The sequence below is a fragment of the Myxosarcina sp. GI1 genome (assembly GCF_000756305.1).
GTDB lineage: Bacteria > Cyanobacteriota > Cyanobacteriia > Cyanobacteriales > Xenococcaceae > Myxosarcina.
Window position 1 is genome coordinate 231,751 of the sequence record NZ_JRFE01000014.1, and the last position, 15,204, is coordinate 246,954.

Below are 15,204 nucleotides of genomic sequence, written 5' to 3' on the forward strand. Positions count from 1 at the left end.
TTTTGTCCAAACTGTAAAGTAAAATTCAATTAAATTAGCTTTTAAGCTGAGATACATTAAGTCGCTCAAGCAATGATTATCTCGTCATGTCGATTTTTTATTGTATTCTCTACAAGCAAATATCTAAAGGTGAGTAAAAAATATCTATGCTATTAATTAAAGCTATTTAGTAACTATATTCGAGCTACATAACTAACTACTTGATTAGAAAAGTTATTGTCGGTAATAACTGTATAGCAATCCTAAAACATTTGTGAACAGTCAAATCTCTGTATAGGGAACAGGGAACAAAAATTTCACGATTCACCAGGGATTGCTATATACATTTACTATAGTTGCGATCGCTTTAAGATTTATCTCAATTTAAAAAACAATGACTCGTTCTGTTTGGACTCCCTATCACGCTAAATTACACAAAACTCTGCGTCAGCAAAAGCTTTTGCCACAAGGAACGAGTATTTTAATTGCCGTTTCGGGGGGACAAGATTCTCTGTGTTTGGCAAAATTACTATTAGATTTGCGTTCTAAATGGCAGTGGAATTTGGCGATCGCCCATTGCGATCATCGTTGGTCTACCGATGCTGGTATTGCCGAGCGAGTAACAGAAGTAGCTAAAGTTTGGCAGATGCCTTTTTATCTGCAAATAGCAAGTGTACTTGAAGAAACTGAAGCTGCGGCTAGAAGCTGGCGTTATCAGGCTTTAACTGCTATTGCCGAACAGCATAATTTTAACTATATCGTTACGGGACACACCAAGAGCGATCGCGCCGAAACTTTGCTTTATAATTTAATTCGCGGTGCGGGTAGTGATGGCTTGAGTGCTTTGACCTGGAAACGCCCCTTAACAAACAAAATCGCTCTAATTCGCCCCATTCTCAACTTTTATCGCCATGAGACTTTAGAATTTTGCCAACAGTTCGAGTTACCAGTGTGGTTCGATCGAGTTAATCAAAATCGCCAGTATGCTCGCAACCGCATTCGCCTCGATTTGATTCCTTATTTGCAAAATAACTTTAATCCTATGGTAGAAAACTCTCTAGCTCAAACCGCAGAGTTATTACGCGCCGATGTTGAATATTTAGAATCAGCCGCACAACAGCTACTACAGCAAGCTAAAAGAGAAAACAACCAAATAAATCGCATCTATATGCGTAATGCACCTTTAGCGTTACAGCGTCGCGCTGTAAGACAATTTTTGCCATCAGTTATGACACGACAGCCTAATTTCGAGCAAATAGAAGCCGTATGTAGCTTGATTAGCGCGCCCAATAAAACTAAAATCTCTAGTTTACCTGGTGGTATAGTTGCTGAGGTTTCGGGAGACTGGATTATTTTTACTTAAAAAAGCGATCGCTCTATATGATGCGATCGCTTGTGTTTTCAGATATATTTACAGATGTTACTGATTGGCAGCTATCTGCTCGGTTACAGTTTGCATTACGCGCTGTTCTACATCTTGAGGTAGGGGAATATAGCCCAACTCTTGAGCGTATTGGTCGCCGCTATTTAACGCCCAGTCAATCATACTTTGCAAAGCTTGTGCTTTGTTGGGATCGTCATATTCTGGATAGAGCAGCATCCAAGTTAGACCAGCGATGGGATAGGCTTCGGGGTTGGCAGGATCGGGTACGGTTAGAGCAAAGTCTTCTGGTACGGTTTCACCTTGGAACACTAAAGAAGCACTTTCGGGAGAAGGAGTAATGATGTTACCAGAGCTATTTTCAATTGCAGCAGCAGAAATACCGTTTTCTGTAGCGTAAGCATACTCGACATAACCAACGCCACCTTCTGTTTGCAAAACTTGAGCGGCGATACCTTCATTACCTTTAGCACCGATCCCAGTAGGCCAGGAAACAGTTTTTGCAGCACCACCCTCCCAACTAGAGCAAGCTGTGGCAATGTGGTTAGTAAATAAGAAAGTAGTCCCGCTACCGTCAGAACGATGAATCCAGTTAATTGGAGTATCTGGTAGTTCTAGATCGGGATTAGCTTCAGTAATTGTAGGATCGTTCCAGCTAGTGATGTCACCAGTAACAATTCCACAATAGGCATCGCGAGATAATTGCAAGCTATCAATTCCAGGCAAATTGTAGGCAAATACCACACTACCCGCAGTCATAGGCACCTGAATGGGTTCTGTACCGTAGCTATCTACAAAAGATTGGCGTTCTTCGTCGGTTAAAGGAGCATCGCTAGCACCAAAGTCAACGGTTCCTTGTAAATACTGTTCGACACCAGCACCACTACCAACAGACTGATAGCTGATTTGTACGTTGGGATTTTGGTTGTTGTATTCAGAAAACCAACGTTGATACAACGGTGCTGGAAAAGATGCACCCGCACCTGAAAGGCTTACAGAATCTTGAGCGATCGCAACATTAGAAATATCTATATTTTGTGCGACAACTCCTAAAGTTACTACAGAGGCTGCCGTAAAAAGAAACTTTTGTTTTGATTTATTTGAGATCATTTAGACTTGCCTAAAACAAATTTACATAATTTATTTTCAAAATTAGATAATATTCTATTAAGGTAAAGAGAAATTTAAGAACGTGTAGCTTTTTGCGTTACATTTTAGTTATTTAAAATTACGAATACTAATAATTCGTACAAATATTCTCAATTGTTAAAGTATTCGTTTAAATTGAGTTGTATTTATACATTAACGGAGTCCCCTGCAACTAGATAAACATTTGAAAGCAAATTGCACTATCTATAAATATACTGCTTGAAGCGATTGTATCAATTAGTAAAAAGCAAGTGATTTTCTGTATTGACTGTGTTTATTTGCTTTGTTTGCTTGAATCACTGTTAACCAGACGTATTGCGAAAATACGAAGCGAGCGATTAAATCAAAAATGGCATAAGTATAACAATACTTTTTATCTTTAATTTTTGAGTAAAAATAGTACATCCATCTTTATAAATAAAGATCGGACAAAAAAATCATGCTAAAAAAGCTAATTAAAAATTAACCTTCATTTAACTAACTCTTAAACATTTGTTTTTTCTTCGCAGTTTTATTTATTTGCCCAAAAGTGTAATAATAAAACTCGATAACAGGCAAAAGTTTTTCTAAAAAAGTTTTATTTAAAGATTAATTAGAAAAATCAACCTCGCAAATTAGAGGAAAAAATCAATTGTCGATTTATTAATGCTAATTAAATCATGACTTCTTCCTCAGCAAATCTTCCTTCAGAAAGTTCGGAAAATAAAAATCGAACATCGCTTGAAAAAACTTTAGACACCACTTTTATTTGGACGACCCGCATTTTAGCTTTCGCCGTAGCTGCGGTGCTACTCTGGATTGCGATTAGAGTAGGAATACAGGCAATTCCAGCTATTAAAGAATTTGGCTTATCTTTTGTTACTAGTAGTGCCTGGAATCCTGTTGAAGAGGCATACGCCATTTTACCCATGATGTACGGTACGGTGATTAGTTCGCTAATTGCCCTACTCATCGCCTTTCCCATAGGAGTTGCTAACGCGATCGTTCTCAGTGAAGACTTTTTAGCTCCTGGTATAAGACGCATTTTGGTATTTATGGTAGAGCTACTGGCAGCAATACCCAGCGTCGTCTATGGTTTGTGGGGAATTTACGTCTTAATTCCATTTCTCAAACCAATCGGTTCGTGGCTGCATAATAATTTGGGATGGTTTCCTTTATTTTCGACACCCTATCCAGGTCCTGGAATGTTACCTGCGGGCATAATTTTGTCGATTATGATTTTACCCATTATTACCGCGATCGCCCGTGACTCTCTGGCTTCTTTACCACCAGACTTACGTTCTGGTTCTTATGCTGTTGGTTCGACCAGATGGCAAACTATCTTTAGCATCCTGATTCCCGCTGCTTTTTCTGGTATCGTCGGTGGCACGATGCTGGCTTTGGGTAGAGCTTTGGGAGAGACAATGGCGGTAACTTTAGTAATTGGCAATAGTAATGCCCTTCAGTTTTCAGTTTTAGCTCCTGCTAACACAATCGCCTCTTTAATGGCAAATCAATTTTCCGAAGCCAGCGGTTTGCAGAGAGATTCTTTGATGTATGCAGGACTAGTTTTGTTTCTAATTACTTTAATTGTCAACATTTTGGCGCAGTTAATCATTCAAAAAGTCAAGAAATATTGATTATGACCTCGGCAACTAACCAACATAAAGATACGAGCGGCTTGGAAAAATCATCTAAACCCCGTACCATTATTGGCACCATACTCAATATCGTTGCCTTTTCATTTTTGGGTTTATCGATACTTCCTTTGGGATTGGTAATTATTTACGTGCTGATTAAAGGGGGTGGTCGCCTCGGCTTAAATTTGTTTACCCAACTGCCCCCCGCAGCCTTGCAAGAAGGTGGTGGTATTGCCAATGCAATTGTGGGAACCTTAATTTTAGTCGGCATCGCGGCAGTAATTAGCATTCCCATTGGAGTTTTAGCAGCAGTATATCTTTCTGAATTTAGCCCTGCTAGAGCCGCCCGTTGGATTCGCTTTGCCACTAACGTACTCAGTGGCGTTCCCTCAATTATCGTCGGAATTTTTGCCTATGGCGCGATTGTGTTGCGAACGGGAGGTTTTTCGGCATTTGCAGGCGGTTTTGCTCTAGCAGTATTGATGTTGCCCATAATTGTCCGCACCACCGACGAGGCGCTGCAAATCGTACCGCAAGAGGTGCGTTGGGCATCTGTAGGTGTGGGAGCATCTAACTTTCATACCGTACTTAAAATTGTGCTGCCAGCAGCATTACCCGCAATTGTTACGGGAACTACCCTGGCGATCGCCAGAGCAGCAGGAGAAACGGCACCACTAATTTTTACTGCTTTGTTCACTCAATTTTGGCCCAATGGTTTATTCGAGCCAATTCCTTCTCTTTCGGTACTGGTGTATAACTACGCTACCGTTCCCTATGAAAATCAGCGAGAGCTAGCTTGGGCAGCTTCTTTAATTTTGGTATTGCTGATTTTAATTACCAGCATTCTCTCTCGCTTGGCAACTCGTAAAAGCGTCTATTAGTTAACAATCGATCGCAAGTAAATAAAAACAATTAGATAGTCATGACTACTCAAGAACAACAGCAGTCTCAAAACCAACAACCTGGAGCGGCAGAAACTATCTTACAGGCAGAAGATGTTACCGTTTACTATGGCGATTTTGCCGCTTTGCGAGGGGTTTACATGGAAGTCCCTAAAAATCAGGTTACGGCACTAATCGGTCCTTCTGGATGTGGCAAAAGTACCCTGATTCGCTGTTTCAATCGCCTTAACGATTTAATTGATGGTTGTCGAGTAGAGGGCAAGGTTATTTATCGCGACAAAAATCTTTATGCCGACAACATCGATCCGATAGAGGTACGCCGACGTATTGGCATGGTGTTTCAAAATCCCAATCCCTTTCCTAAATCGATTTATGAAAATATTGCCTATGGAGCGAGAATTAATGGCTATAAAGGGGATATGGATGAGTTGGTAGAAAAATCTCTCCGAGAAGCTGCCCTCTGGGAAGAAGTCAAAGACAAGCTCAAGCAAAATGGACTTTCCCTCTCTGGAGGACAGCAGCAGCGTTTGTGTATTGCTAGAGCCGTCGCACTTAAGCCAGATATAGTGTTAATGGACGAACCCTGTTCTTCCCTCGATCCCGTTTCTACTAATAAAGTAGAAGATCTGATTCACCAACTAAAAGCCCAATACACGATTATTATCGTTACTCATAATATGCAGCAAGCAGTTAGAGTAGCAGATATGACGGCATTTTTTAATGCTGAAGCAGGAGAATCGGGCAATCGTTTTGGTTATTTGGTTGAATACAGACCAACCGAGGAAATATTTGAAAATCCCAGAGAAGAAGCGACCAAACAGTATGTCAGTGGCAATTTTGGCTAGATTTATATGATTTAAGTTTAGCAATTCGCGATCGCCTTAAATATTAGGCGATCGTGTAAAAACTAATAAATATGATTATTTTGATTGACGCTTACCTACCAACTATTAATAACTAACCACTAACCCTCATATCCAATTATTTTCTTTCTACTTAACGGCGTATAAAGCATAAGAATCATCTTGGAAAAGTTTATTAAAGTCAGGGCATTGGATATTAAAGTTATTCTCATTTAAAACTACATGAGTAACTTGGTACTCAGCCTGTAAATAATCGAGTATCTGACAGGCGCGCTCTCTTGAGGGAGCTTCGTAAAATTTTAAAGCTAAGTTTACTCGCTCGTACCATTCCAAAACCTCAACATCTTTGTAAGGATGAGACTTAAAGTTAATAAAAATTGGCGCACCAGTATAGAGACGGAACTTTTGCAATTTTGGCAGTCCTAACATACTTTCTGACTGTATTGGCATCAAATAAACGTCATCAGCTTGCTTGTGGGTTTTGACATAGTTCATCAATGGTATGGTTTCATCGTTTAACTCTAGTTCCTCTACCTGCAACGCCGCACGACTTACAAATAAAACAGTCAAAGCTGTCAGACTAAAAGCGATCGCCAGCCTGCGATAGCGAGATAGGATAGTAAATTTGGCAAATATAAATCTAACTAACCAGGCAATAATCAAAGCCGTAGATAGAGGCACCAGAACCACAGAAATTCGCCAGGGAGTGGTAAAAGCTAAAGTGCCACTATTACCCAGCATTTTATAAACTGTCATTAAGGTTGCTAAAAGCAAAGGGAATGCCAAAATGGGAAAGATGCGCGTGTTTCTGGCAACTAACAGTCCCAAAATCATTGCCGAAATTTGTAAAATTGTGGCGGGATACTTCAACCAAATTTCTGGATGAGAGTGATGGGGAATCCTATAATTAATAATTATTTCCTGCGCTCGTTGCCAAATTGCTAAAGATGTCGGCTCGAAAAATACCAGGGTGTATATAACTACAGGAAGCACCAGTAGCAAACACAAACATCCCATTAAAAAAGCTTTGCGTATGTTTCGCTCTCGGTAAACAGTTATGACCATATAGGTCAAAGTTAAGAAAGCGGCACCAGGAAGATAAACGGGATGAAAAATACAGGCTAAAGCTAGTAGCGCGACCGCCGAATAAGCATAATTATTTAAAAACAAATAAATCGACAGCAGCAAGAACACCCCTAAAGTACTCGGCTGAAACTGATGGCTGATAATAAACTGTTCGGCAAAACCCTGATAGAGATATTCTTGAATATCGTTTTCACCACCAATGCCAATAGCAATAACGTGACTGTAGATTAGTAGTGTGGCATTGAGCAAATAAGCTGCTGGCTTGTTATTAAAGCCGAATAGTTGAGAAGTGATACCTAACAAGCTGTAGAGATAAACACCCAGACAGAGAATTTGATAGATATAAAACGATACTTCGCCAAAGTGAAGGTAGCTAAATTCTACTAGTTTACTAAAAGCTGGCAGGGGATCTAAAGTATTTGCCAGCCAGTCGCGATCGAGATAGCCCAAACCTGCTTTGGCAAGTCCATGTAAGAATTTAGTGTTTTGATTGCCTTCATAAAGTGGATCTTGTAAATAAATAATGCCAAAAACAACTGCAAATACAGTTATTTTGAAAAAACTGCGAGGAACTTTTGTTGGTAAAAGTTTATGCGTTACTAACTTCACTTAATTTTGTTTGAGTGCCAAGTTTCAACCTGAAGTTTAAATCCTATTAACATCTAACCCACATAAAAATTTTCTATAGATACTGCTGTTTTTTAATGGCGACAATACAAATTCTACGATAGTCGGCAATCCAGTTATCATCTCGATACAGAAGTGGTTTTAACCTTGTCTCAGTTTGAGCGATAATTTGGTCTTTAGTTTCGGAATAGGTTTCTAAATGACTACCTGCAAACATTTCCAGCCAGTTAGCCAAACCTTTTTCTCCTTCTAACTTAGTCGGGCGATCTCGCAAAGTAGCATAGACAACTTCAAATCCCTGTCGTTCTAAAAGGTTACTGTATTCGGCAATACTAGGAAAATACCAGGGATTATATGGTGTTTCTAAAACAGAATTTAAAGCAGTAACAATCGCAGCAATATTACCTTTTCCACCAAATTCGGCAACCAAACGTCCTTTTGGCTTTAAAGATCGCCAGATACATTCGATCGCTTTTGCTGGCGGCTGTATCCAGTGCAGCGCAGCATTAGAAAAAACCGCGTCAAAAGTTTTATCAAAGAAAAAATTAGCACCATCAGCGACCAAAAATTCTATGTGAGGAAAATTTTTCTTAGCTGTGGCGATCGCCTGTTCCGAACTGTCTATACCCACTACTTCAGCACCAGTTGCCGCAATTTCTGCCGTTAACTGTCCCGTACCGCAACCTAAATCGAGAATGCGTTCGTTTGGCTGTGGCGCAAGCAATTGCAAAACTTTTTGACCATATTGCCAAACAAAGCTGTGTTTTTCTTCGTATAATTCGGTATTCCAGCGATTCATATTTAAACGCCTAGTGTTTTGTCTATTAATTAATGAAGAATAGAGAAGCACTTAATATCTCCCTTGCTCCCTGCTCCCTGCTCCCTGCTCCCTGCTCCCCTGCCTGTCCACCAGTTAGATATTGACAGACCACTAGAGCCTAATTATCAATACAAACTACCATCTTTACGAGTAAACACATCTCCCTCAGAAGTACGCTTGGCTGCTAAATCGTCATCGGGATAAGTAACCTCGTCACCTGCCGTGCGATCGCCTATTTCTAAATACGTTACGATATAGTTAGAGCGATTGATAAGATGATGTCCGTCTGCTTCTCCTGCGGGAAAGCCAGCCATATCCCCCGCAGTTAAGATGTGTTCGCCGCTATTAGTAACTAAAGTAATTTCTCCTTCAATTACGTAAATAAATTCATCTTGACGCAAATGCCAGTGTCCAAGAGCAGAACGGCTTCCAGGCTGTAATTTGACTATATTAACCCCGAAATTAGTCAATCCTGCTGCATTTCCTATCCGCTGTCTAATTCTGCCAGCAACCAAATGTTTAAAAGGCTCGGGATAGTTAGTACTGCTATGTTCTGGTACCAACTTAGGATCTATTAGCATTTGATAACTTATTTATTTAGAATGCTCTGGTGCTTATAGTAGTATACATATTTGGGTTTAAATATTGTTTTAACTATTGACAGTTTATTGTTGATGGTTGGTGCGGGTTATGCCAAACTTTTATTTTGTCAAAGCTGTAAATAATAAACGGCATGATAGTTAGCTAAATTAACCATCTCTGACTGAAGCAGAACGATCGCTGATAACTGTTAAATTAAATAGGATTGAAACAAGACTAGGTAGCTCGAAGCAATTTTTTAGGTACTTACTCACACGGAAATTTATGATGAACGAACAAATTCGCATTTTAATGTGCGCTCCCGACCACTACGACGTAGACTATGTAATTAATCCTTGGATGGAAGGGAATATTCATAAATCTTCGCGCGATCGCGCCGTAGAACAGTGGTCGAAGCTACACTACACCCTTAAAGATTTGGCAATTGTCGATTTAATCCAGCCTCAAAAAGGCGTACCCGATATGGTATTTACCGCCAATGCTGGTTTGGTGTTAGGAGATAACGTCGTTCTCAGTCGCTTTTATCACCCAGAACGCCAGGGTGAAGAACCACACTTTAAAAAATGGTTTGAAGATAACGAGTTTAACGTTTTTGAACTGCCTAAAGATTTACCCTTTGAAGGCGCGGGGGATGCGCTGTTAGACCGCGAGGGAAGATGGCTATGGGCTGGTTATGGTTTTCGTTCCGAACTAGACTCCCACCCCTACATTGCTAAATGGCTGGATATCGAAGTGCTATCGCTGCGTTTGATTGACGATCGCTTCTATCATCTCGACACCTGTTTTTGTCCTCTAACTGGCGGCTATTTACTCTACTATCCAGGGGCGTTTGATTCTTATTCCAATCATCTGATCGAAACTCGCGTACCCGAAGCCAAACGAATTGCGATCGCCGAAACCGATGCTGTAAATTTTGCCTGCAATTCGGTAAACGTGGAACAAACGGTAGTAATGAACAAAGCCAGCGATAGTCTCAAACAGCGTCTGGCGGAGGCTGGTTTTGAAGTTATCGAAACCCCGCTTACCGAATTTCTTAAAGCAGGAGGCGCGGCAAAATGTTTGACTTTAAGAATTACCGAACCCGTACTAGAAGAAGTTCACGCTAGTACCCCAGTTGAAACTCGCGTCATTCAGCTAGAAGGACATTTGCTCGATGCTGGCATTATGAACCGTGCCTTAGATTTGGTAGTAGAAAACGGGGGTAGTTTTAAAGTTCTCAACTTTAACCTCGGTCTGGAAAGACAGAGTACCTCAGCCGCAGAGGTGCGAGTTTCTGCCCCCGATGGCGAGGTGATGGAAGAAATTATGCGTCGCTTAATTGACCTGGGGGCTGTAGCTACACCTCAAGAAGTGCGCGATGCCATTACCGAAACCTGTACTCAAGCAGGAGTTGCCCCCGATGATTTTTATGTTTCTACGATTTATCCCACAGAAGTTAGGGTCAATGGCGAATGGATACGGGTAGAAAATCAACGGATGGATGGGGCAATTGTTGTCGGCGAAACCGCTAAAGAAACAGTTGCCCGCTGTAAGATTTTACGAGACTTAGTAGCTGGCGATCGCGTTGTGGTCGGAGTTGAAGGTATTCGCAGCGTTAGAAAAGCCGCCTCTCGCGAAAAAAGAGCCAGCGATGAATTTAGCTTTATGGGGGCGGGTGTCTCCAGCGAAAGACGGGTAGAACTGGTAGTAGAACAAATTGCCTGGGAATTGAGGCAGATTCGCGATCGCGGTGGCAAGGTTATCGTTACCGCAGGTCCTGTAGTGGTTCACACTGGAGGCGTAAAGCATCTATCTCGCCTAATTCAAGATGGCTATGTTCAGGGATTATTAGGAGGTAATGCGATCGCCGTTCACGATATCGAACAGGCGTTAATGGGAACTTCTTTGGGCGTGGATATGCAAAAAGGAACTCCCGTAAGAGGCGGACATCGCCATCACCTTAAAGCTATCAATACCGTTCGCCGTCATGGCAGTATTGCCGCTACTGTAGAAGCAGGCTTACTCACCAAAGGAATTATGTATGAGTGCGTCAAAAATAACGTTCCTTTCTGCTTGGCTGGTTCGATCCGCGATGATGGACCGCTTCCCGATACGGAAATGAATCTGATCGAGGCGCAGGCAGAATATGCCCGACTACTCAAAGGTACGGACATGATTTTAATGTTGTCTACCATGCTGCACTCTATTGGCGTAGGCAACATGACTCCTGCGGGTGTCAAAATGGTTTGTGTAGACATCAATCCTGCCGTAGTTACCAAGTTAAGCGATCGCGGTTCGGTTGAATCTGTCGGTGTTGTTACCGATGTCGGCTTGTTCCTCAGTCTACTAGTCAATCAGTTGGAAAAATTAACTAGCCCCTATCAGAGGGTTTAGAAAAAATAAAGCACCGCTTCGCTTGGGTGCGGAGTGTTGAGGGGCAGGGGGATCTTTGTCCGACTGATTTCCCCCTGCTCCCTGCTCCCTGCTCCCTGCTCCCTTGCCCATAAAAACCATGCACTTTGCTTTTTCTGCCGAGTTATCCCTTCGCTTCCCTCTGTCTCTTACAAAAGGTTACAAAATTTCTAAAATATTTGTCTTTTATAGTCTTTAAAACAGCTTTTTGACATACTATAGAACTAAGGTACTAGTAAAAAGTAGGATAAATAGTTTATGAGCGATTGACTAAAGACATAATAGAATCGATAAAATGCTGATGATCGACTATAGGTTTAGAAATATAGCCATCCGCACCGCTTTGTTTGAGAAAACTCTCGCGATTTCCCTGCATGGCATGAGCGGTAACTAAAATAACTGGCAATGAAGCAGTTTGTGGATTGGATTTTAGCATTTGAGTAATTTCAATCCCATCTACTGGTTTACCTTGATAGATGCTATTAGCCAAAGAAACATCCATCAAAATTGCGTCTATATCGCCAGATTCAGCCAGTTGTAAAACCTTTTCTACGTTTTCGGTGCCTTCTACTTGCAAACCGCCTTTTTTTGTTAGTATTTTGGAGAAAACCCGAAGATTTATCGGATCGTCTTCCACAATTAGAACTGTGGTCATAAACAATAACTAGAAAGATTTTGAATTTAGAAAAAACTTATTGTTAAAAATAAGTTAATGATAAATTTAGTCTAAGTTTACTTACTCAGGAGACTGGTAACAAAATTTTCGTCTGCCAAGAGTTCCTGTGACTAAAGTTAAAATTTTGAAACAGACTTGCACTTTCGCAAGGAGGTTTGTACCAAAAATAGCATGGTGTAAAGCCATCAGCAATTTTAACTCATAGCTCTGTATTGTTGTGCGATCGCAATTGTCTTTTAGTCTGCCGAGGTTAGTTTGGCAATGTATATCGACCGTCACTGCTTTTACAGTACATACCCTTTTAGATGTAGATAAATATCACTCGAACCATTTTCTAGTGAAGAGCACATTATTTATTAATTGTGACTCAAAAAAACAGTAAGAGAAAAAACTTTTTCTATGTTATAGCTATATTGCACTATATTTTATAAACTCTCATTCCTAAAAGCTCGACTACATCTTCTGCGGGATATCTTACTAATCACCTTTGGAGACTTTTTAATTAATGGCAAAACAGCTTAACTTATTAGGGACTGGTCAAATTATCCCTACTCCTCTTCATCGCGAAATGGAGAGATCCTATTTAGAATACGCCATGAGCGTTATTGTCGGCAGGGCTTTACCAGATGTGAGAGATGGACTAAAACCCGTACATCGTCGAATTTTGTATGCGATGTATGAGTTGGGTCTTACACCCGATCGCCCCTATCGTAAGTGCGCTCGTGTTGTCGGTGATGTTTTAGGAAAATATCATCCTCATGGAGATCAGTCTGTATATGATGCTTTAGTAAGATTGGTACAGAGCTTTTCTACCCGCTATCCGCTTCTAGACGGTCACGGTAACTTTGGTTCGGTGGATAACGATCCGCCAGCCGCGATGCGCTACACCGAAACCAGACTAGCTCCTCTGGCATATCAAGGGATGCTCGATGAGATTAGCGAAGCGACGGTAAATTTTAGCGACAATTTTGATAGTTCTCAGCAAGAACCAGTAGTCTTACCCGCGCAATTGCCGATTTTATTGCTCAACGGCTGTGCGGGAATTGCTGTGGGGATGGCAACTAATATTCCACCGCATAACTTGACTGAAACCGTTGATGGTTTGATTGCGCTGATTGACAAGCCAGACCTGGCCGACGAAAAACTATGGCAGATAATTCCCGGTCCCGACTTTCCGACGGGAGGAGAAATTGTCGAAACCAAAGGCATCCATGATGCTTATCTTACTGGTAAAGGTATTATCAAAGTTCGAGGTGTTGCTAAAGCCGAAAGACTTTCTAAAGGCAAAACCAGACGTAGAGAAAAAGAGGCAATTGTAGTTACAGAACTTCCCTATCAGGTTAATAAAGCTGGCTGGATTGAAAAAGTAGCCGATTTAGTCAATCAGGGACGTATTGAAGGAATTTCCGATATTAGAGACGAAAGCGATCGCCAGGGCTTGCGAGTTGTTATCGAACTAAAACGCGATGCTAAAGCCAAAAAAGTCTTACAACAGCTTTATCGTCAGACGGCACTGCAATCCAATTTTGGCGCGATTTTGTTGGCATTGGTGGATAATAAGCCAGTTCAATTGTCATTGCGTCAATTGTTAACTGAGTTTCTCAAGTTTCGCGAACAAACCCTAACTCGACAGTACAGCCACGAACTAGCAGAAGCAGAGCGCAGACTACACTTGGTAGAAGGCTTATTAATCGCTTTAAATAATCTCGATCGCGTTATTGAAGTATTGCGTAATGCTCCAGATGGTACTACTGCCAAGTATCGCCTGGAAGAGGAATTAGGCATTAGTCCCGACCAGGGAGACTCGATTTTAGCCATGCCCATGCGTCGCCTGACGGGTTTGGAAAGACAAAAGTTAGAAACCGAAGCTGAAGATTTACGGGAAAAAATTGCTCAGCTAAATAAAGTTTTGAGCGATCGCCACGAATTACTTAAGGCATTAAAAAAAGAGTTACGCGCCCTTAAACGTAAGTTTGGTGACGAAAGACGGACGCGAATCATTAGCGTATTGCCTACTGCGGAAAAGAAAGTAGTTGCAGCTAAATCTACTCCTACAAAAACCGATGATGCGGTTCGGGCTACACCTAACAAGTTGATGATGCTCGATCGCTCTCCAAACGCTAACTTGCAAATTACTCACGAAGGCTGTATTTATTGGCAAAATCCTTCAGAAGTTGACTCCGCTTCTAATCTAAATATCAAAGCTGGTGCCGATTTTATTGTTGACAGAGAACCAATTGGAGATCGCCAATCGACAATTATAGTTACCGATAGTGGTAAAGCCTACCCGATAGCGATTGCCGATATTCCTTCGGCAATCGAAACTACTACTCAAACCGCTGTAGGTTTATTATCTTCAGCAGCACAAAGAGATGCTAACAAGACAGTGGCTCAGTTCTTTATGCCTCAAGATACTAGCAATCTCGACTTAATCATGTTGACTGAAAAAGGAATTATCAAACGCCTTAAAGCTTCTGAGTTAGAAGCGTTAGGCAATCGCGGTTTGGTTTTAATCAAGCTCAAGGAACGCGACAGCCTACAGTATTTTTGCTTTAGCCGTGAAGGTGAAGAAGTGGCGATCGCTACTACTGGAGGACGAATTTTGCGTCTGGCAGTAGACGAAAATCAAATTCCAACTATGGGACGTAATGCTCAAGGTAATAAGGTAATGCGTCTGCGGGTTCGAGAACAATTAGCTGGCTGCTGTGCGGTTACGAGCCAAGATACCATAGTTTTGATATCCCAATTGGGTTACGTCAAACGCATACCAGTTAAAACTTTAAGACTAGCCAATCGCGGCGATATAGGCACTCAGGGAATTCAGTTTGCCGACGAACGAGATAACTTGGCAGCAGCAACTGCGATTAAGTCTCTAAATAATTTAGTATTAATTACTAACAAAGATCGCCGTTTGGTGTTGCCTGTCAGCGAGATTCCTTTACTAGATAAAAATAGTACTGGAGAAAAATTAGTTAAGTTGCAAGCACAAGAAGCCATTATTGCTATCGCTTCTGGTGTTAAATAACTATTAGCGCGATCGCGTCCTTCCTTTAGACCTTATCGCGCTATTATCTCTGCTTTTAGCTCAAATTAGAAAAAAATGTTATTGTT

At 41.2% G+C, this 15,204-nt stretch carries 11 protein-coding genes; 6 read left to right on the plus strand and 5 right to left on the minus strand.

Annotation, left to right across the window (positions count from 1 at the left end; genetic code table 11):
* Positions 1-373 precede the first annotated feature (373 nt).
* Positions 374-1,342: a tRNA lysidine(34) synthetase TilS gene (gene tilS / locus KV40_RS07960; protein ID WP_036479707.1), complete on the plus strand. Its 969-nt coding sequence runs from the start codon at positions 374-376 to the stop codon at positions 1,340-1,342.
* A gap of 57 nt (positions 1,343-1,399) precedes the next feature.
* On the opposite strand, the gene pstS is transcribed toward tilS, so the two are convergent.
* Positions 1,400-2,470, minus strand: coding sequence for a phosphate ABC transporter substrate-binding protein PstS (pstS, locus tag KV40_RS07965; RefSeq protein WP_036479709.1), 1,071 nt, complete (start codon positions 2,468-2,470; stop codon positions 1,400-1,402).
* A gap of 698 nt (positions 2,471-3,168) precedes the next feature.
* On the opposite strand from pstS, the gene pstC reads away from it, so the two are divergent.
* The 3 genes from pstC to pstB are packed head-to-tail and all read left to right on the plus strand — an operon-like array spanning position 3,169 to position 5,875.
* Positions 3,169-4,128 carry a phosphate ABC transporter permease subunit PstC gene (pstC, locus tag KV40_RS07970; protein ID WP_036479711.1) on the plus strand — a complete coding sequence of 320 codons (960 nt, stop codon included), beginning with the start codon at positions 3,169-3,171 and terminating at the stop codon, positions 4,126-4,128.
* Positions 4,129-4,130: 2 nt separating this feature from the next.
* On the plus strand, positions 4,131-5,009 hold the full coding sequence (pstA, locus tag KV40_RS07975; RefSeq protein WP_156113987.1) for a phosphate ABC transporter permease PstA: 879 nt from the start codon (positions 4,131-4,133) through the stop codon (positions 5,007-5,009).
* A gap of 41 nt (positions 5,010-5,050) precedes the next feature.
* Positions 5,051-5,875 (plus strand): phosphate ABC transporter ATP-binding protein PstB, encoded by an 825-nt coding sequence (pstB, locus tag KV40_RS07980; protein WP_036479713.1) that lies wholly within the window; start codon positions 5,051-5,053, stop codon positions 5,873-5,875.
* Between the two features lie 147 nt (positions 5,876-6,022).
* Here the strand turns inward: pstB and KV40_RS07985 are convergent, their stop codons facing one another.
* The 3 genes from KV40_RS07985 to KV40_RS07995 form a co-directional block, all read right to left on the minus strand.
* Complete coding sequence (locus KV40_RS07985; RefSeq protein ID WP_036479715.1) at positions 6,023-7,588, minus strand: DUF6798 domain-containing protein; 1,566 nt, start codon at positions 7,586-7,588, stop codon at positions 6,023-6,025.
* A gap of 73 nt (positions 7,589-7,661) precedes the next feature.
* Entirely contained in the window at positions 7,662-8,405 is a 744-nt protein-coding gene (locus tag KV40_RS07990; RefSeq protein ID WP_036479717.1) for a trans-aconitate 2-methyltransferase, read from the minus strand.
* 146 nt (positions 8,406-8,551) lie between these two features.
* Positions 8,552-9,007: a cupin domain-containing protein gene (locus tag KV40_RS07995; protein ID WP_036479720.1), complete on the minus strand. Its 456-nt coding sequence runs from the start codon at positions 9,005-9,007 to the stop codon at positions 8,552-8,554.
* A 286-nt stretch (positions 9,008-9,293) separates the two neighbouring features.
* Between KV40_RS07995 and KV40_RS08000 the strand changes: the two genes are divergently transcribed.
* Entirely contained in the window at positions 9,294-11,399 is a 2,106-nt protein-coding gene (locus tag KV40_RS08000; RefSeq protein WP_036479722.1) for a TIGR00300 family protein, read from the plus strand.
* A 274-nt stretch (positions 11,400-11,673) separates the two neighbouring features.
* On the opposite strand, the gene KV40_RS08005 is transcribed toward KV40_RS08000, so the two are convergent.
* Positions 11,674-12,072, minus strand: coding sequence for a response regulator (locus KV40_RS08005; protein WP_036479724.1), 399 nt, complete (start codon positions 12,070-12,072; stop codon positions 11,674-11,676).
* Between the two features lie 526 nt (positions 12,073-12,598).
* On the opposite strand from KV40_RS08005, the gene KV40_RS08010 reads away from it, so the two are divergent.
* Positions 12,599-15,118, plus strand: coding sequence for a DNA topoisomerase (ATP-hydrolyzing) subunit A (locus KV40_RS08010; protein WP_036479726.1), 2,520 nt, complete (start codon positions 12,599-12,601; stop codon positions 15,116-15,118).
* The last annotated feature ends 86 nt before the right edge of the window (positions 15,119-15,204 follow it).